Here is a 22,285-nt window from a genome sequence, read left to right on the forward strand (position 1 = left end):
TGCCCGCGTTCGCGCCGGATGGTCGTGGCAGACTGCCGCATTCACCGCCGCCGCGCCGCCCATGCCCGACCACATCCCCGCCGCCCTCGATCACGCCATCCTGCCCGGCATCGCCCTCGGCTTTGCCCCGGTCATCGACCGCCAGCGCGCCATCGCCGGAACGCGGCTGACCCTGGTGCCACTGCGTGCGGACGCCCGCATCGACCAGGCCGAGCTGCTCGCCGCGCTGGCCGCCACCTGGCCCCAGGGCGGTGCCGTCATCAGCCCGCAGGGCGAGGCCCTGCTGACCGCCCTGCTGGCCCAGTCGCCCGCCGAGCCCTCGCAGATCGAGGTGCCCGCTTTCATCGCCGCCGACCCGGCGCACGCCGACGCCATCGCCGCGCTCAAGGCCGCGGGCCACAGCGGCCTGCTCAAGGGCCTGCCCAACACGCCGCTGCCGACCGCCGTCGCTGCGGTATTCAAGCAGGTCGTGCTCGAGCCCGGCCAGGCCGCGCCGGCCGGCGTCGCCCTCATCCATGCCGGCGTGCGCGGCGCCGACGCCGTCGAGGCCAGCTTCCAGGCGGGCGCCCAGAACGTCATCGGCTGGCCCATGGACGGCGTCTATGCCGCCACGCCCGGCACCGGCAAGACCGAGATCGCCGCCGACCTGCAGGTCATCGTCGAGCTGATGGCCCGCGTCGACGAGGGCGAGGACGTCGAGCGCCTGGAGCAGACGCTCAAGCGCGACCCCAGCCTGGCCTTCAAGCTGCTGCGCTACATGAACTCCGCCGCCTTCGGCCTGCCGGTCGAGGTGTCCAGCTTCCGCCACGCCATCATGCTGCTGGGCTATGCGCGCCTGCGGCGCTGGCTGGCCCTGCTGCTGACGACCGCCAGCAAGGACCACAGCATGCGCCCCATCATGTACGGCGCCCTGCGCCGCGGCCTGCTGATGGAGGAGCTCGCCGCCGGCATGGAAGAGCGCGAGATGCGCGACGAGATGTTCATCTGCGGGCTGTTCTCGCTGCTGGACCACATGCTCAAGCAGCCCTTCGAGCGGCTACTGCAAAGCATCCCCGTGCCGGAACGCGTGCGCCAGGCCCTCGTCGACGGCAGCGGCCCCTTCCTGCCCTATCTGGAGCTGGTGCGCGCGATCGAGTCCGAGAGCGTGTTCGACTACCGCGAACGCGCCGAGGCGCTGATGCTGGGCGCCGGCGAGATCAATGCCTGCGTGCTGCGGGCCCTGCACAAGGCCACCCAGCTCGAATGAGCGGGACCGCCTTCGCGTGATGCCGGCCGGCCCGCTCGCATGAGCCCGCCCCTGCCGCACGGCTGAACCATGCTCGGCGCGCCCGCCTCCGCTGCGCTGCTCGAACTCGTCGGCGACCCGGTGCTGACGCTGCGGGCCGACCTGTCCGTGCTGCGCGCCAACCCGGCCGCGCGCGAATGGCTGGGCGGCGACGCCGCCGACGGCTGGCGGATGTTGCGCAACGCGGCCGGCGCCCGGCTGGAGGCCTGGCTGCGCGAGGCCACCCAGGCCATAGACGCCGGCCGCGCGCCGCCGGCCGCGCCGCCGCTCAAGCTCGCCGATGGCCAGCGCGCCACGCTGCACCTGCTGCGCGAGCGCCCCCACTGGCTGCTGCATGCCCGCCTCAGCGCCGCCGAGCCCGGCGAGCCGCCGCTGGCCGAGTGGCTGGCGTTGTCGCCGCTGCCGGCCCTGCTGGCCGATACGGCCAGCGGCAGCATGCTGCGTCACAACGCCGCCTTCGCCGCCCTATACAGCGGCTCGCCGCGCCACCTGAACGACCTGCCCGACCTGCTGCAGGCGCTGCTCGGCTGGCATCGAGGCGCACCGCTGCCGGCGCTCGCGGCCCAGCGCGCGCTGGACGCCTCCCTCGTCACCGAGGCCGAGTTCATCGACCCACAGGGCCTGCAGCGCTGGCTGCAGGCGCGGCTGCGCCTGTGGCGACACAACGGCCGCACGCTGCTGCTGGCGGTGCTTGAAGACCAGAGCCCGCTGCACGAGCGCGACCTCGCGCACCAGCAACTGGATGCGCTGATGGACGCCGCCGCCGTCGGCCTGGCCACCTTCCAGCCCGAGGCCGGCTGGCTCAAGGCCCACCGCAAGGGCTCGCCCTTCAAGACCGGCGCCAGGCAGCAGAGCCCGCTCCAGGGCTCGTTGCAGGGCATACATCGCGACATCGTCGAGCCCGCCTCGCTGCCCGAGTTCGAGCGCCTGCAGCGCGCGCTCAAGAAAGGTGACGCCATCGAGGTGCGCTACGCCGTGCGCCACCCCGAGCTGGGCCGGCGCTGGCTGCTGACGCGCGTCGCGCCGGGGCTGCTGGCCGGCGGGCGGCGCTCCACCTCGGTCGTCACGCTGGACGTGACCGCCCAGGCCCAGGCCGAGAACGCGCTGCTGCTGCGCGCCGAGAGCGAGCGCGCCGTGCTGGACTCCGTGCTGGTGGGCATCGTCACGGTCGGCCCGGACGGCATCGAGTGGATGAACCGCTCGGCGCGCCGCATGTTCGGCTGCGAGCTGGAGGACGTGCGGGGCCAGCCCATGGGCGTGCTGGCGCCCGAGGACGACGCGCACGCCTTCCACGCCGAGCCCGGCACCGACGTGTTCGAGTGCCGGCTGCGTGGCCGCGACGGGCGCGCGTTCTGGGTCATAGGCAACGCAGTGCAGACGCCGCGCGAGGACGGCGGCACCCAGCTGACCTATGCGCTGCTGGACATCGACCGCCGCCGCCAGGCCGAGGCCGAGAGCCGCCTGGCCCAGGCCTCGCTGGCCCGCATCATCGAGGGCGCGCCGCTGGCCATCACGCTGCACGAGGCCCAGAGCCTGCGCATCGTCAAGCTCAACCAGGCCGCCGCGGCGCTGGCCGGGCGGCCCGAGGCCGCGCTGCTGGGCGGCACGCCGGCCGAGCTGTTCGGCGCCGAGCAGGGCGCCCAAGTCGTGGCCGACATGCGCGAGGCGCTGGCCGCGCAGGCCGTCGTGCAGCGCGAGTACCGCGTGCCGGCCGGCCCCGCCACGCGCATCTGGGACACGCGGCTGCTGCACCTGGCCGGCGTCGGCGGCGACACGCCCGAGCTGCTGCTGCTCGTCGCCAGCGACGTGACCGAGCAACGCGCCGCCGAGCAGGCCCGCCTGCAGGCCGCCATCGCACAGCGCGAGCTGCTCGTGCGCGAGGTGCACCACCGCATCAAGAACAATCTGCAGGGCGTGGCCGGCCTGCTGCAGCAGATCGCCGCGCGCCGGCCCGAGGTCGCGCCGGTGCTGAAGGAGGCGGTGGGCCAGGTGCAGGCCATCGCCCAGGTCTACGGCCTGCAGGTTGGCGCCACCGGGCCGCTGCTGCTCAAGCGCGTGTTCGACGCCATCGTCGGCTCCGTGCAGCGCATGCAGGGCCGCGTCATCACCACCGCCGCCGAAGGCGGCGTGCTGATGGACGACTGGTGCCTGCCCGAAGCCGAGGCCATCCCCATCGCACTCAGCCTCAACGAGCTGCTCGGCAACGCGCTGCGCCACGGCGGCGAGGCCCCGGTGCGCTGCCAGCTCATCTGCGACGCGGCCGGCGTGACCGTCGAGATCGTCAACCCCGGGCGCCTGCCCGAGGGCTTCGCACTGCAGAACGTGAAAAGTGGCGTCTCGGGCCTTGGCCTGGTGCGCGCGCTGCTGCCACGGCGCAGCGCCATCCTCAGCCTGGAACAGCAGGACGGCGACGTCGTCTGCCGGTTGGAACTGATTCCGCCCAGCGTGGTTCACAATCCGGGCACAAGAGCAAGTTCCTGAGGGGCGCGGTGAGCAAGGGCAAGATCCTGGTCGTCGACGACGACCGACTGGTGCTGGCAACGCTGAGCTACGGGCTCACGCAGGCCGGTTTCGAGGTCATCGATGCCGACAACGGCGACGACGCCATCCTGCTCGCCCGCGAGCACCGGCCCGAGCTGGCCCTGCTCGACATCCGCATGGAAGGCCTGACCGGCTTCGACGTGGCAGCCTACCTGCGCGAGTTCCTGCAGACGCCGTTCATGTTCCTGTCCGCCTTCACGGACGAAGCAACGGTGGCCAAGGTCAAGGAGCTGGGCGCCGTGGCCTACCTCGTCAAGCCGCTGGACATCTCGCAGATCGTGCCGGCCGTCGAGGCTGCCTTTGCACGTCTGGCCGCTCCGCCCCCGGCGGCCGCGGCCTTCGAGAGTCCTTCCGAGCTGCCGCTTCTCGACACGACGGCGTTGGCCGTCGGCGTGCTGATGCACCGCTACTCGCTGCCGCGCGACGAAGCCCTGGCCCGCCTGATGAGCCTGGCCGCGGCCGACGGCCACAGCCTGCCGGAGCAGGCTCGGCGCATCGTCGATGCCGTGGAACTGCTGGCCCGGCCCGGGCAGCACTGATTCACGCAATCCATGCGGCGGTAGCGCCTGCCAGCGGACCGGGCACCGGAACGCCCTGGCGATGCGCTTGCCGGCATCCGGCCAAAGCGGGACCGGGCGAAGGGCCTCAGCCCAACGTGAAGTAGAAGCGGGCGCCCTCGCCCACCGCGGATTCGGCCCAGATGTCGCCGCCATGCCGCCGGATGATGCGGCGCACCAGCGCCAGCCCGACGCCCGTGCCCTGGAAGTCGCTGGCGCTGTGCAGGCGCTGGAAGACGCCGAACAGGCGTTCCGCAAAGCGCATGTCGAAGCCCGCGCCGTTGTCCGACACGACGAAGACGCGCCGCCCGTCCTGCTGCACGGTGCCGAACCCGATCTCGGTGCGCTCGGTCTTGGCGCTGTACTTCCAGGCGTTGCCGAGCAGGTTCTCCAGCACCATGCGCAGCAGCGTCGGGTCGCCCTGCACCATCAGGCCGGGCTCGATGTCCAGGGCCAGCTCGCGCTGCGGCGCCGCGCGCTGGAGTTCCTCGACCACATAGCCGGCCTGCTGCGACAGGTTGACGGGCTGGCTGATCAGCGGCCGCGTGGACAGCTGGCTCAGCGACAGCAGCGCGTCGATCATGCTGTTCATGCGCGCCGCGGCGCTCATGACGCGGTCCAGGTGGTCGTTGCCGACGCGGTCCAGCCGCGTGCCGTAATCCTCCTTCAGGATGCGCGCAAAGCCTTCGACGACGCGCAAGGGGGCGCGCAGGTCGTGCGAGACCGTGTAGCTGAAGGACTCATGCTCGGCGGCGATGTCGGGCGCGGTCTGCGGGGCCGGCGCGGCCACGGCATCCTCCTGCGGCCGCGCCGTGCCGAGATAGCCGGCGAAATGACCCTGCGAATCGATGCAAGGCAGCCCGCGCAGCTGCCATGACGCGCCGCCCTCCGCCGCGCCGAGCTGAAGCTCGGCGAAGGGTTGGTGGGCATCGAGCCGCTCACGCAGCTGGGCGGCAGGCGCTGCAGCCTCGAAGCGCTCCCACAGCCGCTGGGTGCTTGCGCCCGCACCCACCCAGCTCGACGATGGCGCGCCCTGCGGTGCCTGCCAGCGCACCAGGCGGTGGTTGGCGTCTGTCGCCCATTGCCAGTCGCGCTGCAGCTGGGCCTGCATCAGCAGTTGCTGGCGCGCCTCGCGCAGCGGCTCGGCCAGGCGTTGACGGGTCAGCCGCACCCCGGCATGCCAGCCCAGGGCCGCCGCGACCAGCAGCATGACGCCAGTGAAGAAGGCTGTCAGCACGAGGGCGGCATGCACGAGGCCGACCTCGCCGCCCCACACGCGCACCAGAGCCAGCACCACCAGGCAGCCCAGCAGGAGCATCAGCAGCGCGGCCGCAGCCAGACCCAGCACCAGCAGTCGCATCGGCAGTCGTCGCTCCTGGCGGCGCGACGTGATCGCGCTGTCGTCGCTGAGGCTGTTCATGCGGGACATTGTAGGCAGCGCATCCGCGCGCTCCAGATGACGGCAGGACCGGCGCAGCCCGATGTCAATAAGCACCGAAAGCACCATCGAATCTGTGCATTCCTTCGCGTCTGCCCCCCCTCACACCCGAGATACATTTAGGCATGCCGAGTCCCTAGACCCGCAGCCCCGTCCATGACCGCCCCAAATCCCGCCCTGCTGCTCGATCCCGAGGCGATCCGTCGCTTGCGGGAGCTCGACCCGAGTGGCGGCAACAAGCTGCTGGAGCGCGTCGTGAATGCCTTCTCCAATTCATTGGACCGTTTGCTCCCCGACCTTGCCCGCGCCCGCGAAGGCGGCACGCTGGACCTCGCCATCGTGCGGCATGTCAGCCACACGCTGAAGTCCTCGTCCGCCAGCCTCGGCGCGGCGGCGCTGTCGGCGCGTTGCGCCGACATCGAAACCATGGCCCGCGACGGCCATGCCCAGGGCTTGCATGAGCAGTTGGACGCTATGCTCCAAGACATCCAACAGGTACGCGCGGCCCTCGCCGCGCTGCTCTGACCCTTCATGCTGCCTACCGGTCAAGCCCTCGACGACCTGCCTCCGCGCCCCCGCGTGCTGCTGGTGGACGACGACGAGGTCAACCTGCTGCTGACCGCAGCGGCGCTGCGCGAGCGTGGCTTCGAGGTCACCGAGGCCGCCAGCGGCAGCGAGGCCCTGGGCCAGCTGTCCGGCCGCGCGCCCGACGTCGTCGTGCTGGACGCGCTGATGCCCGAGCTCGACGGCTTCGAGACCTGCTCGCTGCTGCGCGCCACGCCCGGCTTCGAATCCCTGCCCGTGCTGATGCTGACCGGCCTGGACGACGAGGCCTCCATCAACCGGGCCTACCAGGCCGGCGCAACGGACTTCTTTGTCAAGTCTTCGCAGTGGAGCCTGCTGGACGGCCGGCTGCGCTATCTGCTGCGCAGCTCGCGCACGCGGCTGGAGCTGGAGCGCAGCAAGGCCAAGCTGGCCCGCGCCCAGGACCTGGCGCGCATGGGCAGCTTCGAATGGTGGCGCGAAGCGTCCGCCAGCTTCGCCATCTCCGCCGAAGGCCTGCGCGTGTTCGGCCGCGGCCCGCAGGACCGGCTGGACTTCATCGGCGTCATGCGCATGGTGCCGGCCGATGACCGCCACGTCTTCCTGCGCCTGCTGCGCGACGTCATCGCCCACACCTCGGTGCTGGTCACCGACCTGCCACTGACCTTGCCAGACGGCCGCCAGCGCGTCGTGCACATCGAGGCCGAGCCCGAGTTCAACGAGCAGGGCGGCGTCAGCGGCTACACCGGCATCCTGCAGGACGTGACCGACCGCCGCCAGGCCGAGGACCGCATCCGCCAACTGGCCCATTTCGACGCGCTGACCGGCCTGCCGAATCGGCGCCAGCTGATCTACCGCGTCGAGCGTGCCATCGAGAGCGCCCGCCGCGGCGGCCACGAGGTGGGCCTGCTGCTCATCGACCTGGACCGCTTCAAGGTCATCAACGACACGCTGGGCCACACGGCCGGCGACGAGCTGCTCGTCGAGGTCGGCCGGCGCCTGCGCGCCTGCGTGCGCCACTCCGACCAGATCCTCGAAGGCGTGCTCGACGGCCTGGGCAACCGTGGCCATCGCGGCCTGGAGGCTGTGGGGCGCCTGGGCGGCGACGAGTTCGTGGCCCTGCTGCCCGAGGTGGCCGACGAGCGCGACGCCGAGCGCGTCGCCCAGCGCGTGCTGGATGCGCTGCGCGAGCCCATCTTCGTCGGCGGCCAGGAATGCTTCGTCACGGCCAGCGTGGGCATCGCGCTCTACCCGCGCGACGGCCAGACCATGGCCGACCTGCTGCGCAACTCCGACGTCGCCATGTACGCCGTCAAGAGCCAGGGCCGCAACGCCTCGGCCGTCTACTCGCCGCAGCTGGCCGGCCATGGCAAGCAGAAGCTGGAACTTGAAAGCGCGCTGCACAAGGCACTGGAGCGCAACGAGATCGTGCTGCACTACCAGCCCAAGATCGACGTGCGTGCCGCCCGCATGGTGGGCGCCGAGGCGCTGATGCGCTGGCAGCGCGGCAACGTGCTGGTGCCGCCGGCCGACTTCATCCCGCTGGCCGAGGAGACAGGCCTCATCGTGCCCTTGTCCGAATGGGCGCTGAAGGAGGCCGCCCGCCAGGCCAAGCTGTGGTCGCTGCAGTTCGGCTTCTCGGACTCCATCGCCGTGAACCTGCCCAGCCGGCTGTTCGAGCGCACCGATCTCGTCGAGCACATCCACCAGTGCGTCAGCGCCTACGGCGTGCCGCACCGCTCCATCCAGCTCGAGATCACCGAAAACAACCTGATGAAGGACCTGCAGAACGTCATCCCGTCGCTGCACCGCCTGAACGAGGTCGGCGTGGAGATCTCCATCGACGACTTCGGCACCGGCTACTCGTCCCTCGCCTACTTGACCACGCTGCCCATCTCCGAGGTCAAGATCGACCGCACCTTCGTGCGCGACCTCGGCATCACGCCGCAGAGCTCGGCCGTCGTCACGGCCATCATCGCGCTGGCGCGGGCGCTGGGCCTTCGCGTCATCGCCGAGGGCGTGGAGACGCTGCGCCAGATGGAGGTGCTGCACCGCCTGGGCTGCTCGCTGATGCAGGGCTTCCTGTTCAGCAAGCCGCTTCCGGCGGACGAGCTGGAGCGCTGGATCGCCCAGACCGTGCTGCCGCGCAAGGCGCCCTGGATCACCCAGGCCGACAGCCCCGCCGACCTGGCTTCGCGCGGGCAGGCCTGATATGACGCAGCGCCCACGCTCGCTGCGCTCACTGCCCCCCACGAGGGGGCAGCAGCCCCCTCGGACGCCCGGACTGCACTGACATGCCTCCACAACTGCCGCCGGCCCAACTGGCCAAGGCCGCGCTGCAACGCCTGGCCCAGGCGCGGCTGGAGCCCACGCCCGAAAACTACGCACGCGCCTACGCCTTCGAGGCCGGAGGAGAGTCCGCGGCGCCCGGTGCCCTGCCCGAGCGAGCACAGCAGCTGATGTCCAAGCTCATCAGCCTGGCCCTGCCCAGCGGTGGCACACGACAGGAGCTGCAGGCTGCCCTGCGCGAGCAGCGGCTGGACGAACTTCAGCGCCAGGTCGACAAGCTGCTCGACGTGGCCGGTCCCGCGGCCCAGGCCGAAGCGCTGGCCGAGGCCGTCGAACGCCTTGTGCGCGGCCTCGAGCGCGGCGGCCGTCACTGGACGCTGGCGCGCAAGAAGGACGGCGTCTTCCGCACGCTGGACCTGGGCCGCAGCGACAGCGGCAAGCTCATCAAGCGCCTCTCCCACCTCGTCGCGAGCTGGGACAAGGACGGCGACGGCGGCAGCGTAGAGACCGAGGAGGGCGGCACGCCCAGTCAGCTCTTCGCCGACAGCGCCTTCGCCGATACCGGCTTTCACGAGAACACCGGCTTCGGCGATCTGTACGACGGCGATTCGCGCGACAAGCCGCCCGCGGCCGACACCCGCACGCATTGGACGGCGATCAGCGGCGAGCTCAACGGCACGGTACGCCACGCGCTGCGCTCGCCGCAGACGGAGGCGACGCCCGCCGACGCCCTGATGCGCGAGCTGGAGGCCGCGCAGGACGAGCTCCAGGCCGGCGACGCCGGCCCCGAGCGCACCGCGCAGATGGCCGCGCTCTGCCTGCGCGCCCGCCACCTGCTGGACCACCGCCGCCACCTCTTCGACGAGCTCGGAGGCCTGTGCCGCGAGCTGGGCGCCAGCCTCGTCGACCTGGCTGAGGACGACTCCTGGGCGCGCGGCCAGGCCGAGGCGATGAACCAGACGCTGGCCCAGGGCCTGTCCGGCCGTGGCGTGCGCACCGTCGCCGAACTGCTGGCCGGCACCCGTGAGCGCCAGCGCGCGCTGCGCGAGGAGCGCTCCAGGGCGCGCGACGCGCTGAAGGGCCTGATCCAGCGCATGCTGTCCGAGCTCGGCGAACTGGGCCAGCACACCGACCGCTTCCAGAGCAGCGTCGGCCGCTACGCCGAGGCCATAGAGCATGCCGACTCGCTGGAAAGCCTGGCCGGCACCGTGCGCGAGATGGTCGAGGAGACCCGCAGCGTGCAGGGGCTGGTGGCACAGACGCAGGCGCGGCTGACGCTGGAACACGACCGTGCCGCCGCACTGACCCAGCGCGTGGACGAGCTGGAGGGCGAGCTGCGCCGGCTGTCCAGCGAGGTCCACACCGACCAGCTGACTCAGGTGGCCAACCGCCGCGGCCTCATCCAGGCCTTCGGCATCGAGCAGGCCAGGGCCGAACGCGAGACAACCCGCATCGCGCTGGCGCTGCTGGACATCGACAACTTCAAGAAGCTCAACGATGGCCTGGGCCATCACGCGGGGGACATCGCGCTGAAGTCGCTGGCCGAACGCACCCAGGCCTCGCTGCGGCCCGGCGACATGGTGGCCCGCTACGGGGGCGAGGAGTTCGTGCTGATGCTGCCGGACACGCCGCTGGACGAGGCGCAGGCAGTGCTGGTTCGCCTGCAGCGCGCGCTGTCCAGCGCGCTTTTCAAGCATGAGGGCAAGGACGTCTTCGTGACCTTCTCGGCCGGTGTGACTCTGTACCGCCCCGGCGAGACGCTGGAAGCCGCGCTGGATCGCGCCGACGTGGCGCTGTACGAGGCCAAGCACACGGGCAAGAACCGGGCTTGCATCGCCGAGTGAAGACGACCGCGGCGCTCGCCGGGCTCATCGCCGCGGCAGGCGCCGCGAAGGCGCAGGCGCCCGTGCCGCTGTGCGTGACCGACTTCCCGCCCTACGTCAGCACGGAGCTGGGCGACGGCGGCAGCATGACCGCGTTGGCGCGCCGCGCCTTCGCGGCCGGCGGCCTGGACGTGCAGATGCTGCGGGTGCCCTGGGTGCGCGCGCTGAGCATGGCCAGGAACGGCGAATGCCTGCTGATGACGGTGTGGCGCAATGCCGAGCGTGACGCCCTCTTCCGCTACTCGCTGCCGGTGGCCCGCATGCAGCTGGGCTTCTTCGTGCGCGCGGACCGCAAGGCGCCGCTGCCGCCGGGCGCGACGGTGGCCTACCAGCGCGGCTCCTACCTGCCACCCCTGCTGCTCGACGGACGCTACAGGCTGCACGAGTTGGTGGACCCGCGCCCCGGTGCGGAGATGCTCAACCTCGGCCGCGTCGACGCAGTGTTCTCGGAGCGCGGCACCTTCGAGTACCAGCTCTCGAAGCAGCCGCTGACGGCCGACACCATCCGCTGGCAGCCGCCGCCGCTGGAGGTCAAGACCACATTCATGGCCATCAGCCGCAGTCATCCCAGCGCCGAGGCCTGGTTGGCGTTGCTGAACAGCGAGATCCGTCGATCGGTCAGAAATTGAACGCCAGGCGCAGCCCGCCCCAATGGCGCCCCGCCACGATGATGGGCGCCGTCGCCTCCTTCAGCACGACGAAGCGGCCGCCACCCATGTCGCGCCGGTAGGTCTGCAGCAGGAAGGGGCGCTGGTTGCGCGCCGACGCCAGGCCGGTGCGGTCATTGAAGATGCGGCGATAGCGGCTGTTGGCCGTGTTCCAGACCAGGTCGCCGGGGCGCTGCGGCTGGCAGTACTTGCGGTTGTGCGTCGCGATGTAGCCGTTGCGGTCGGCCGCGATGCAGAACACCACCTTGTCGCTGAAGGCCAGTGCCTTTTCCTGCACGGCCGGGAAGAGCTTGTCCGTCAGCGAACAGAAGCGCGTCGTGTGCTGCTGCGGGGCGGTGCCCTCGATGGGGCGGTAAGCCTCGTCGAAGAGGTCGGCCTGCGAGATCCGGCCTTCGCGCAAGGCCGCCTCCAGCAGCCCGGCGATGTCAGCCGCGGCCTGCTCGGCGGCGCGGATGAAGGGCATGTCGTCGACCTCGACGCCGCTCTCGGCGATCTGCTCGACCAGGTCCTCCGCCATGCGCAGGAAGCGGTCGCTGCCGTCGAACGCGACCTTGAGCCCGTGCGAGGCCTCGGACACTTCGCGCTCCAGCTCCTGGGCGCGCTCGTTGAGCAGGCCCATCTGCTGGCCGCTCTCGGCGGCCGACGCGGCGATGCGCTGCACGTCCTCCTCGACTTCGTGGAAGGCGGCATGGATGGCGCTGGGCTTCTCGCCGTCATGGGTCAGCTCGGCACTGAAGCGATCGATGCGCTGCTGCAGGCTGGCGATGGCGCCGACGATGGCCTTGGACGATGCCTCGACCTGACCGGCCAAGGCCTTGACCGCCTCGGCCACGACGGCAAAACCGCGGCCGGCGTCGCCCGCATGCTTGGCCTCGACGGCGGCGTTGAAGGCCACCAGTCGGGTCTGCAGCGAAATCTTCGTGATCTCGGCGGCCGCGTCGGACACCTGGGCCAGCGTGGACGCCATGCCGGTGACTTCGTCGCCGACGCCGCCAAGCGCGCCGCGCGCTCGCTGAACGGCAGCGGCGCTCTGCGCCGTGGCCGCGGCGATGGCCGCCTGGGCCTGGCCGATCTGGTTGAGCTGCCGGGCCAGGGCCTGCATGGCCTGGCCCTGGGCCTGGACGATGCGCTGGGTGTCCTCCAGCGCGCCGCGCACCTCGGCGGCGTCCTTGCCGACCGTGCCGATGGAACGGGCGAGGCGCTTGACGACGTTCAGCGCGCCACCATCCTCACGGCGCACTGGCTCTTCGCGAGAGACGGCGGTGGTTGTTCCTCCGCTCCTTGGCCACCTGAGCATGCGTTGTCCCCTGCTTGTCAGCCGGGGCTCGGCAAGAAATGGCCCCGTGTTACCAATCGCGCAGCTTAACGCGCAACCTTGCAATGGACTGACTATGCAGCTGGCAGACGCGCGACTCCGTGACCTTGAGCACGGCCGCGATCTCCTTCAGGTTCATGTCGTGCTCGTAGTACATGCTCATCACGAACTGCTCACGCTCGGGCAGGTTCTTGATGGCTGCCACCAGCGCCTGGCGCATGCGGTGGTCCTGCAACTGGGCCACCGGGTTGCTTGCCTCGTCGGCCACGTGGCGGTCGAGATAGTCGTCGTCGCCATCGTCGCCCGACATGTCCTCGAGGTAGACCAGCTGGGTGCCGCGCACCTTGCCCAGCAGCTCCTGGTACTCGGCCAGCGGCAGGCCCATCTCGGCGGCGATCTCGGCTTCGCTGGGTGCGCGCCCCAGGCGCTGCTCGACCTTGTGCACCGCCACCTCGATCTCGCGCTGTTGGCGACGCGTGCCACGGCTCATCCAGTCGCCGCCGCGCAACTCGTCCAGCATGGCGCCGCGGATGCGCTGGGTGGCGAAGGTCTCGAACTGCACGCCCTGCCCGGCATCGAAGCGCGACAGCGCGTCGGTCAGGCCGATCAGGCCGACCTGGATCAGGTCATCCACCTCCACGTTGGCCGGCAGCTTGGCGATCATCTGGTGCGCCAGGCGTCGGACCAGCGGGCTGTACTGCTTGATCAGCGTGCTGTTGTCGAGGCGGCCTTTGGGCGTATACATGAGTAGCTCCGGCGAGGATCAGTGCGCTGCGACAAAGGGATTGGACACCGCGCGCGCCGGGCGCAGCGGGATCGCATCGGAGGCGGCGTCCAGCGCCGCTCCGGGAGGAGCCGCAAGCAGCAGCTCACGGGCCAGGTGGCGCAGCTCGGGCGCCATCGGCGCGTGCTGCGAGCCGCGTGGATCCAGGCAGGCCCAGTCACGCAGCACCGCGCCGAGGAAGCCGTCGGCGCAGGAATGGAGCTGTTGCGCGATGCGGGTGGCCACGCGCAACTGGGGGTGGCAGGCCATCAGCAGACTGTAGACCATCAACCCCGCCCGTTGCGACAGCCATTTCATGCCGGCATAGGCCTCCGTGACGCTGGCCGGGTCGGTGTCGGCCAACAGCAGCGGGCGCACCTCGCGCAGCGCGACGACACGGGCCAGCTCGGCCGCGCTGGCGTGCAGCAGGATGACGTCGGCCTCGGGCGCGGCCTCGGCCACGACCTCCAGGAATGACGCCGCCGAACCGTGCGCATTGGTATGGCGCAGCGGCAGGCCGCGTGCGGCCAGGTAGGACAGCTTGGGCGACAGGCGCTCGATGCAGTTGGACAGGTCCACCTGCGCCAGCTCCGAGGGCTGCGGCGAATGCACGCCGGCGTCGACGACCAGGGTGTGCAGGCCGAGCTCGGCAAAGGCGGCGCACAGGCCTTCGAGCAGTGCGCCCGCGCCCATCACGCGCGGGTTGCTGACGACGGGAACGAAGCGCGTCTTGGAGGCGGCGAACAGGCGGCGCAGGCCGTGGGCTTGGTCTTGAAGCATCCCGCCTCCGGTCAATGGACGGCGCGCAGGCCGGCGTCGGTCAGCGGCGCACCGGCGAAGATGAGGTTGACATCGGTGTTGTCCATGCGCCAGGCCCCCGAGGCCGCGCCCTTGAGCGCGCGCTGCACCAGGGCTACGCTGGGCAGGCGGTGCCAGTCTTCCGGCACGCGCTGGCCGTTGGCCACGCCCAGTACCTTGAGCTTGTGGCGGATCAGCGTGTCCAGCGCCGGGGCCAGCTTCACGGCTTCGTCGATCTTGCTGAGCACCACGCCCTCGCAGGCGGCGCCCTTCCAGGCATTGACGACATCCTCGATCGTCTCGCCCTGCTGGGCCGCGTTGATGACCAGCAGCTTCTTGATGCTGGGGTGGGCCAGCATCTCCAGCAGTTCCTGGGTGCGCGTGTCGCGCTGGGCCATGCCGGCCGTGTCGATGAGGACCAGCTTCTTGCTGGACAGCAGGTCCAGCAGGTCATCCAGCGAGGCACGGTCGTGCGCCGTGTGCACGGGCACGCCCAGGATGCGGCCGTAGGCGCGCAGTTGCTCGTGGGCGCCGATGCGGTAGGCGTCCAGCGTGATGAGGCCCAGCTGGCCTGCGCCATGCTTGGTCGCGAAATGGGCGGCCAGCTTGGCCGTCGTCGTGGTCTTGCCGACGCCGGTGGAGCCGATCAACGCGTAGACGCCGCCACGGTCCTCGATGGCGGGCGCGGCCTCGTCGGTCTGCAGGTTGCGCGACAGCACATGGGCGGCCCAGGCGTTCTCATCGGCAGCCTCGCCGCCGCGGAAGTCGGACGGGCAGCACTCGGCCAGCTTGCGCACTAGCGCGGGCGAGAAGCCCAGCTCCAGCAGCTTCTGCGTCAGGCGCGCCTGCACGGGCTGGCGCTGCAGCTTCTCCATGAAAGCCAGCGAGGAGAAGCGCTCCTCGATGAGGCCACGCATCTGGCGCAACTCGTCGGCCATGTCCATCTGGCTGCGCTGGCTGGCGCTTGGCTGGCCGGGCAGCGGCAGGGGTTCGGCGGCAGACAGCTCGCTGAGCCGCGGCACGGCGCGCGACGCGCCGGCGGGCGGGATGCGGATCTCGTCACGCAGCACCGGCGGCACCGGGCGTGCCACTCGCGGCTCGGGCTGGGCTGCAGCGCGCCGGGGCGCCAGGGCAGCCATGGCTTCGGCGGCGCGGCGCTCGCGCTGCAGGCGCACGGCGTCCAGCGACGGGGCGGCAGGCGCCTGCACGGGCGGCGGAGCGACCTGGCGAACGGGGTCGGGCTGGCCACTCATCTCGGCCTGGCGGCGGCGCAGCACGCGCTCGCGGACATAGTCCTGGAAGTTCAGCGTGCTCATCGCCAGCTGCTGCACGTCGCCCGCCACCTCGGGCGCGACGAAGCTGGGCTCCTGGCGCAGCGTGCGCTCGCTGAAGCTGGCGCGGGCGGACGGCTGGGCCGGCTGCGGCGCCACCATGCGCGGCGCCGTGGCGGCCATCTGCTCGATCTGACCCATGCCCTCGGGGGCCATGGCCAGCACCTCCACGCCTTCGGGCACGTTCTTGTTGGACAGCACCACGGCGTCGGGGCCGAAAGCCTGCTTGACGAGAGCGAGCGCCTCGCGCGATGTGCGAGCGGTGAACTTGCGGACGTTCATGCTGTGCCTCCGATGATGGAGCCGATGCGGATGGTGTGGGTCTCTGGAATCTCGCTATGGCCCAGCACCTTCAGGCGCGGCGCGGCACGCTTGAGCAGGCGGGCCATGGGCGCGCGGATCAGGTCGGGCACCAGCAGCGTGGCAGGCACGCCACGGTCTTCCTGCTTCTGGGCCGTCTCGGCGGCGCTGCGCGCCAGCGTGTCGGCGACGCCCGGGTCCAGCGCGGCGCCATGCGGCGAGTTGAGGGCCTGGGTGACGAGGCGCTCCAGCTCCGGCTCCAACGCGATGACGTCCAGCTCCTTGGTGGAGCCATAGATCTGCTGCACGATGGCCGGCGCGATGTGGGTGCGGATGCGGCGGGCCAGCTCCTGCGGGTCTGTGACGGTGGCGGCGTTCTCGGCCAGGCATTCGACGATGGAACGCATGTCGCGCACATGCACGCCCTCCTCCAGCAGCAGCTGGAGCACGCGTTGCAGGGTGGCGATGCTGACCATCTTGGGAATCACGTCTTCGATCAATTGCGGCGCCTGCTTGGTGAGGTGTTCCACCAGCGACTGCGTCTCCACGCGGCCCAACAACTTGGCCGCGTGCACTTGCATCAAGTGTGAGAGGTGGGTGGCCACGACGGTCGAGCAATCAACCACCGTAAACCCGCTCATTTGGGCCATCTCCTTCTGGCGTTCCTCGATCCACACCGCCGGCAGGCCGAAGGCGGGGTCGGTGGTCGCGGTGCCGATGAGCTTCTGCGTCGCGTGGCCCGGGTTGATGGCCAGCCACATGCCGGGGAAGGCCTCGGCCTCGCCGACGACGGCGCCGCGCAGCGAGATGCGGTACTGGCTGGGGCGCAACTCCAGGTTGTCGCGGATGTGCACCGGCGGCGGCAAGAAGCCGACCTCCTGCGCGAACTTGCGCCGCACGCCCTTGATGCGCGAGAGCAGGTCACCCTCCTTGGTCTTGTCGACCAGCGTGATGAGGCGGTAGCCCACCTCCAGGCCCAGCGTGTCGACCGGCACCAGGTCTTCCCAGCTGGCCTCGCCGGCACCCTCGCTGCTGGGCATGACGGGCTTGACCGCCTTGGCCGCATCCTGGGCCTGCTCCCTGGCGCGCAGCCAGTAGGCCAGGTAGCCCAGGCCGCCGGCGATCAGCAGGAACACGACATGGGGCATGCCGGGGATCAGGCCCAGCGCCCCGATGACGGCGGCCGTGATCGCGATGCTCTTGGCCGAGCCGAACACCTGCTTGCCGATCTGGCTGCCGATGTCCTTGTCCGTGCCCACGCGCGACACCACCATCGCCGCCGCCACCGAGATCAGCAGCGCCGGGATCTGCGCCACCAGCGCATCGCCCACCGCCAGCAGGATGTAGCTGTCGGCAGCCTGGCCGGCGGACAGGCCATGCTGGGCAACGCCAATGATGAAGCCGCCGACGATGTTGATGGCCAGGATGAGCATGCCGGCGATCGCGTCGCCGCGTACGAACTTGCTGGCACCGTCCATGGAGCCGAAGAAGTCCGCCTCGTCGGACAGCTCCGCGCGGCGGCGCTTGGCCTCGGCCTCGTTGATGAGGCCGGCGTTCAGGTCCGCGTCCACGGCCATCTGCTTGCCGGGCATCGCGTCCAGCGTGAAGCGCGCGCCGACCTCGGCGATGCGCTCGGCGCCCTTGGTGACGACGATGAAGTTGATGACCACCAGGATGGCGAACACGATCAGGCCGACCGCGAAGTTGCCGCCGATCAGGAAATGGCCAAAGGCCTCGATGACCTTGCCGGCCGCACCGGTGCCCGTGTGGCCCTCCAGCAGCACCACGCGGGTGGACGCGACGTTCAGCGACAGCCGCATCAGCGTCGTCAGCAGCAGCACAGTCGGGAAGGCAGCGAAGTCCAGCGGCCTGATCATGTGCGCCGCAACCATCATCACCATCACCGCCATCGCGATGTTGAAGGTGAACAGCAGGTCCAGCACGAAGGGCGGCAACGGCAGCACCATCATGGACAGCACCATCAGCACCGCGACGGGCGCGCCCAGGGCGGCGATGATGCCGGCGCGCGGGCCCAGCAGGCCTTGCAGCTTCTGGATCAAGGGATTCATTCAGCGAAATCCTGGTCGGGCTCGGGTGCCCAGCCCGGCTTGTTGTGCGGATCGAGTTCGGGCGGCACGTGCGGATTGGGCACGTCGGGACGCGCGGCGTTGCGCGAGCTCATCGCGGCGCGCAACTGGTAGACGTAGGCCAGCACCTGGGCTACGGCGCCGAACAGCGCGGCGGGGATCTCGTGGTCCAGCTTGGCGTGGGCGTAGAGGGCGCGGGCCAGCACCGGCTGCTGCAGCACCGGCACCTTGCTCTCCTTGGCGAGGTCGCGGATCTTCATCGCCAGCAGGTCGGCTCCCTTGGCCACGACCTTGGGCGCGGCCATCTTGCCCTCGTCGTACTTCAGCGCGACGGCATAGTGGGTCGGGTTCATGACGACCAGGTCGGCCTGCGGCACGGCGGCCAGCATGCGGCGCTTGGCCAGCTCGCGCATCTTGGCGCGCACCTTGGCCTTGATCTCCAGGTTGCCCTCGACCTCCTTCAGTTCCTGCTTGACCTCCTCGCGGGTCATGCGCAGGCGGCGCAGCCAGAGCTGGCGCTGCAGCGGCACGTCGATGGCGGCGAACACCGCCAGCGCGATGGCCAGCAGCGCGAGACCGGCCATCAGCTGCTGGCCCGCGTAGGCCAGGGCCGAGGGCAGCGGCACGGACATGATGCCCACATAGGCCGCCAGGCGGTTCTTCAGCACCAGCGCGCCGACGATGCCCAACACCAGCGCCAGCAGCACCGCCTTCAGCGCCGTGCCCAAGCCCTGGCCGGTGAACAGACGCTTCAGGCCGCCCAGCGGATTCAGGTGCGAGAACTTGGGCACGAGCGGCTTCATCGTCCAGTTCCAGCCGCTGGCGAGATGGCTGGCGATGCCCGCCAGCATCAGCACGGCGGCGATGGGGGCCATGACGGAGGCGAAGGCCAGCGCCATGTCGACCAGGCGCTCGCCCATGAAGCCGGGCCGCGCAAGCAGGTCGGCGTCGAAGTGCAGGCCGGCGGCCAGCGTCTGGCGCAGCTTCTCGACGATGCGGGGCCCGCCCACGGTCAGCACGGCGCCGCCGGCCACCATCATCACGAAGTGCGGCAGGTCGCGCGAGCGCGGCATCTGGCCCTCGGCCCGGGATCTTTCGATCTTCTTGGCCGATGCTGGCAGGTTGCGGTCTTGTGCGTCTTGGTCGGCCATGGCGGTTCTACAGCGCTGGACCGAATTGTTCGAGGCCGCCCCGCAAACTTGAGCGGGAAAAGCGGGGTGCTTGCCCGGCTTATCTCGCCCGGGCCGACGCCGTCACCCTCGTCAACAGCGCAGTAGAGCCCGACCCAACGGGTTTTACTACGCAAAGGGCCCAAGAATCCGCGGAAAGCTGGCGCTGGCGCGGGTTCCCGGCGAGCACCATGCTCGTGCGCGTCCTACTTCTTCTTCAGCTTGTCGTCCGCGGTTCTCGACGCGGTCTTCACAGCCGCGGCCATGACATTGGCCGCATCAACCAGGCGAGCCATGGCCGACTTGCAGACGGCGCTGTCCTCGCGCTTGTCGACAACGAGCACCAACACGACGAGGGCGTCGTCCTCGACTTGGCACACCAAGCGAACGCCTTGCTCGAGACGATTGATTTTGTAGCAGTTGGCGAGGTCGCCATGCAGCTCGCCACCAGGCACGTGCGGCGAGTCCAGTCGCTTTGCCAGAAGCTTCCTGAGGGTCGCTCGAATGCTGCGATCAAGGCCTGGCATTCCTCCAGAGCTTCAGGCAGGAACTTGAGCCGGCACTTGTACTTCTTCTTTGGAGCCTTCTTCGTCACCGGCTTTGGTTTAGAGGCCGTCAAGGTCGACCTCGATGGCCTTGCTCTTGTCGGCAAGTCGAGCACGGACCTTGGCCATCAGCTCCCGGTCGGCCATCTCTTGCATCAACACTTCGAAAAGTTCAGGCTCGACCATGTAGAAAGCGGCCTTGCTATGGTTCAGTACGGCCACGGGACGCTTGTTGGCCTCGCGCAGCACGGCGGCCGGGTTCTTCTTGAACTCCGGCATGCTCACGGCGACGTCAGCGAGGATGGCTTGCATTTCAGCTCCTTATTCAGAGCCGAATACAGCCACGACGACCTCGCCTGTTAATCCGCAGCCCCGGGAGGGTTCTGTTCTCGCAGGGGTCTCATGCAGGTTGGAGTAGGCCTTTGAAGCGACCCGCGCGGCGACCGGCGCCCGAAACAGGTGCAGCTATATCGCCTATCCAGGCCCGCCTACATCACTTGGGCCATCTGCACAGCAAATCCCGCCCCAATGGCAAAGGCCGGCGCAGAGGCCGGCCTTGTCGACGGGAGGTGAGAGGGCTCATGCCAGGCCGCCCGCATGCGGCCCTCGCCCGGCGCGGGACAAGCCCCAGGGCCTGTCCTGGTTGCGGGCTCAGAAGCCGAGGCTGGCGAGCAGGTCGTCGACCTCGCCCTGGCTGGAGACCACGTCCGTGCGGCCTTCCGGGTTCACGACCGGGCCCTGCAGGATGTTGGGGTCAACCTTTTCGCGCTGCTCCGGCGGCACGACCTGCACCAGCAGCTTGACGAGGCTGTCTTCCAGGTCGTTGGCCAGCGTGACGACCTTGGCGACGACCTGACCGGTCAGGTCGTGGAAGTCCTGGGCCAGCATGATGTCGGTCAGGTGGGCATCGATGCTCGCGGTGCGGTGCTCGACGTCCTTGACGAAATTCATCACCGCGCCGCTGGCGACGGCGCGCACCGGGTCGGCCACGATGGCGGCGGCCATGTCGTTGGCCGCCTTGCTGATGCCGGCGTGCTCGACCTTGGCCTGGTCGACCGAGTTCAAGACCTTCTCGGCGGCCGCGGCCGTCTTCGTCGCGATGTAGTTCAGGCGGCTGCGCGCATCGGGCAGGCCGTCAGTGGCCACCTGCAGCTTGGGCATGACGCCCAGCCGCTGCATGGTGTCATGCAGCGTGCGGGTGATGGTCCCGAGCTGCTGGAAGACTTCGGGAGAGACCAGCAGCGGCTCGGAAGCCTTGGCCAGTTGGTCCAACTGTTCCATCGACATATGGATCCCCCGTTGTCAGGCCGCCGCGGCCAGCTTCTGCATGATCTTGAGGACCTTTTCCTCCAGCGTGGCCTTGGTGAAAGGCTTGACGATGTAGCCCGCGGCACCCGACTGGGCGGCCAGCACGATGTCCTCCTTGCGGGCCTCGGCGGTGACCATCAGCACCGGCAGGTGCTTCAGGCTGGGGTCTTCCTTGATGGCCTTCAGCAGCTCGAAGCCCGTCATGTTGGGCATGTTGATGTCGCTGACAACGAAGTCGAACTTGGCACCCTTGAGCATGCTCAGCGCCTCGACGCCATCCTCGGCCTCTTCGCAGTTGTTGTAGCCGATCTCCTTCAGCAGGCCGCGCACGATGCGGCGCATGGTGGAGAAATCGTCAACGACCAGGAATTTCATGTCTGCGCTCATGGCGATCCTCTCTCGGGGCAGGCGGGGATTTCAGGGGTCACCCCGCAGTCTAGTTTCTAGCGAGGCGGCGCCGGCGTCCGAGTTTGCGGCATTTTTCCGCTACCCGGCACTTCCGTGAGGCCGGTCCCCGGCGCCTGTGCCCCGCCGCTCTCCGCAGGGCCCGCGTCGGCCTCCGGCTCGTCGGTCAAGTTCTTCAGCACGGCGTCCTCGGCATCACGGTTCATGACAATGATGCTGATGCGCCGGTTCAACGCACCGTTGGGGTCCTTGGCGTCGAGCAGCTTGCTGGCCGCCAGGCCCTGCACGCGCAGCATGCGGGCCTCTGACAGTCCGCCGGCCACCAGCTCGCGGCGGGACGCGTTCGCGCGGTCGGCCGACAGTTCCCAGTTGCTGTAACCCTTGTCGCCGCCCGGGAAGGGCTGGGCGTCGGTATGGCCCTCCACCGTCAGGCGGTTGGGCACCTCGGTCAGCACGCCGCCCAGTTCCCGCAGCAGCTCGCGCATATAGGGCTTCACGACCGCACTGCCGCTGTCGAACATGGGCCGGTTGCCCTCGTCGACGATCTGGATGCGCAGGCCTTCCCTGGTCATGTCCAGGCGGATCTGGCCGCCCAGTGCGGCCAGCTTGGGGTTCTCGGCCAGCATCTGCTCGACCTTGGCCTTGAGCTGCTCCAGCCGCGAGCGCTCGGCCTTGCGCTGCTCCTCCTTCAGCGCACGCAGCGTGTAGGTGGAGCGCCGGGCCAGGCTGTCGCCTTCCTTGACCTGCCCGGTCTCGCGCGTCAGGTCCTTGCCGCCGCCGCGCACGATGCTGGACGAGTCGCCCGACCCCGAGCCGCCCAGCATGGCGACGCGCAGCGGCGACTGGAAGAACTCGGCGATGCCCTTCTTGTCGCCCTCGGTCGTCGAGCCGAGCAGCCACATCAGCAGGAAGAAGGCCATCATGGCCGTGACGAAGTCGGCGTAGGCGATCTTCCATGCGCCGCCATGGGCCGCGTGGCCGCCCTTCTTCACCTTCTTGATGATGATGGGCTGCAGTTTCTTTGCATCTCCCGCCATCAGACGCTCCCGGCGTTTCCGGC

Annotated in this window: 19 protein-coding genes; 7 read left to right on the forward strand and 12 right to left on the reverse strand. The window is 69.9% G+C overall.

What is annotated here, in order from left to right; genetic code table 11:
- Positions 1-61 precede the first annotated feature (61 nt).
- The 3 genes from JOY88_RS07965 (at position 62) to JOY88_RS07975 (ending at position 4,365) form a co-directional block, all read left to right on the forward strand.
- Complete coding sequence (locus JOY88_RS07965) at positions 62-1,246, forward strand: EAL and HDOD domain-containing protein (RefSeq protein ID WP_293501725.1); 1,185 nt, start codon at positions 62-64, stop codon at positions 1,244-1,246.
- A gap of 69 nt (positions 1,247-1,315) precedes the next feature.
- Positions 1,316-3,766, forward strand: coding sequence for a PAS domain-containing sensor histidine kinase (locus JOY88_RS07970; RefSeq protein ID WP_293501726.1), 2,451 nt, complete (start codon positions 1,316-1,318; stop codon positions 3,764-3,766).
- A gap of 8 nt (positions 3,767-3,774) precedes the next feature.
- Positions 3,775-4,365, forward strand: a complete 591-nt coding sequence (locus JOY88_RS07975; protein WP_293501727.1) for a response regulator — start codon at positions 3,775-3,777, stop codon at positions 4,363-4,365.
- Between the two features lie 106 nt (positions 4,366-4,471).
- On the opposite strand, the gene JOY88_RS07980 is transcribed toward JOY88_RS07975, so the two are convergent.
- Positions 4,472-5,803, reverse strand: coding sequence for a sensor histidine kinase (locus JOY88_RS07980; RefSeq protein ID WP_293501728.1), 1,332 nt, complete (start codon positions 5,801-5,803; stop codon positions 4,472-4,474).
- Positions 5,804-5,977: 174 nt separating this feature from the next.
- Between JOY88_RS07980 and JOY88_RS07985 the strand changes: the two genes are divergently transcribed.
- The 4 genes from JOY88_RS07985 to JOY88_RS08000 all read left to right on the forward strand — a co-directional run bounded on the left by JOY88_RS07985 (position 5,978) and on the right by JOY88_RS08000 (position 11,165).
- The gene (locus JOY88_RS07985; RefSeq protein ID WP_293501729.1) at positions 5,978-6,346 is read left to right on the forward strand and encodes an Hpt domain-containing protein; all 369 of its coding nucleotides are present in this window, start codon (positions 5,978-5,980) and stop codon (positions 6,344-6,346) included.
- Between the two features lie 6 nt (positions 6,347-6,352).
- The gene (locus tag JOY88_RS07990) at positions 6,353-8,575 is read left to right on the forward strand and encodes a putative bifunctional diguanylate cyclase/phosphodiesterase (protein ID WP_293501730.1); all 2,223 of its coding nucleotides are present in this window, start codon (positions 6,353-6,355) and stop codon (positions 8,573-8,575) included.
- An 83-nt stretch (positions 8,576-8,658) separates the two neighbouring features.
- The gene (locus JOY88_RS07995; protein ID WP_293501731.1) at positions 8,659-10,497 is read left to right on the forward strand and encodes a diguanylate cyclase domain-containing protein; all 1,839 of its coding nucleotides are present in this window, start codon (positions 8,659-8,661) and stop codon (positions 10,495-10,497) included.
- Positions 10,494-11,165 (forward strand): substrate-binding periplasmic protein, encoded by a 672-nt coding sequence (locus tag JOY88_RS08000; protein WP_293501732.1) that lies wholly within the window; start codon positions 10,494-10,496, stop codon positions 11,163-11,165. The genes JOY88_RS07995 and JOY88_RS08000 overlap by 4 nt, the downstream gene beginning before the upstream one ends.
- On the opposite strand, the gene JOY88_RS08005 is transcribed toward JOY88_RS08000, so the two are convergent.
- From JOY88_RS08005 to motB, 11 genes are all read right to left on the reverse strand, one after another.
- Positions 11,155-12,444 (reverse strand): methyl-accepting chemotaxis protein, encoded by a 1,290-nt coding sequence (locus JOY88_RS08005; RefSeq protein WP_293501733.1) that lies wholly within the window; start codon positions 12,442-12,444, stop codon positions 11,155-11,157. The two genes, JOY88_RS08000 and JOY88_RS08005, sit on opposite strands and share 11 nt — an antisense overlap.
- A 106-nt stretch (positions 12,445-12,550) precedes the next feature.
- Positions 12,551-13,264 (reverse strand): RNA polymerase sigma factor FliA, encoded by a 714-nt coding sequence (locus JOY88_RS08010; RefSeq protein ID WP_293501734.1) that lies wholly within the window; start codon positions 13,262-13,264, stop codon positions 12,551-12,553.
- Positions 13,265-13,282: 18 nt separating this feature from the next.
- Complete coding sequence (locus JOY88_RS08015; protein WP_293501735.1) at positions 13,283-14,062, reverse strand: MinD/ParA family ATP-binding protein; 780 nt, start codon at positions 14,060-14,062, stop codon at positions 13,283-13,285.
- Positions 14,063-14,073: 11 nt separating this feature from the next.
- Entirely contained in the window at positions 14,074-15,693 is a 1,620-nt protein-coding gene (gene flhF, locus JOY88_RS08020; RefSeq protein WP_293501736.1) for a flagellar biosynthesis GTPase FlhF, read from the reverse strand.
- The gene (gene flhA / locus JOY88_RS08025; protein ID WP_293501737.1) at positions 15,690-17,780 is read right to left on the reverse strand and encodes a flagellar biosynthesis protein FlhA; all 2,091 of its coding nucleotides are present in this window, start codon (positions 17,778-17,780) and stop codon (positions 15,690-15,692) included. The genes flhF and flhA overlap by 4 nt, the downstream gene beginning before the upstream one ends.
- Entirely contained in the window at positions 17,777-18,949 is a 1,173-nt protein-coding gene (locus JOY88_RS08030; RefSeq protein WP_293501738.1) for an EscU/YscU/HrcU family type III secretion system export apparatus switch protein, read from the reverse strand. Before JOY88_RS08030 ends, flhA begins: the two co-directional genes overlap by 4 nt.
- Positions 18,950-19,173: 224 nt before the next feature.
- Positions 19,174-19,494: a type II toxin-antitoxin system RelE family toxin gene (locus JOY88_RS08035; protein WP_293501739.1), complete on the reverse strand. Its 321-nt coding sequence runs from the start codon at positions 19,492-19,494 to the stop codon at positions 19,174-19,176.
- Positions 19,495-19,572: 78 nt separating this feature from the next.
- Positions 19,573-19,824, reverse strand: coding sequence for a type II toxin-antitoxin system Phd/YefM family antitoxin (locus tag JOY88_RS08040; protein WP_293501740.1), 252 nt, complete (start codon positions 19,822-19,824; stop codon positions 19,573-19,575).
- 339 nt (positions 19,825-20,163) lie between these two features.
- Complete coding sequence (locus JOY88_RS08045; protein WP_524539197.1) at positions 20,164-20,799, reverse strand: protein phosphatase CheZ; 636 nt, start codon at positions 20,797-20,799, stop codon at positions 20,164-20,166.
- 15 nt (positions 20,800-20,814) lie between these two features.
- Positions 20,815-21,207: a chemotaxis response regulator CheY gene (gene cheY / locus JOY88_RS08050; protein ID WP_293501742.1), complete on the reverse strand. Its 393-nt coding sequence runs from the start codon at positions 21,205-21,207 to the stop codon at positions 20,815-20,817.
- A 56-nt stretch (positions 21,208-21,263) separates the two neighbouring features.
- Positions 21,264-22,262, reverse strand: a complete 999-nt coding sequence (gene motB / locus JOY88_RS08055) for a flagellar motor protein MotB (RefSeq protein WP_293501743.1) — start codon at positions 22,260-22,262, stop codon at positions 21,264-21,266.
- Positions 22,263-22,285 lie beyond the last annotated feature (23 nt).

Source organism: Roseateles sp. (assembly GCF_019237615.1).
Classification (GTDB): domain Bacteria; phylum Pseudomonadota; class Gammaproteobacteria; order Burkholderiales; family Burkholderiaceae_C; genus Pelomonas.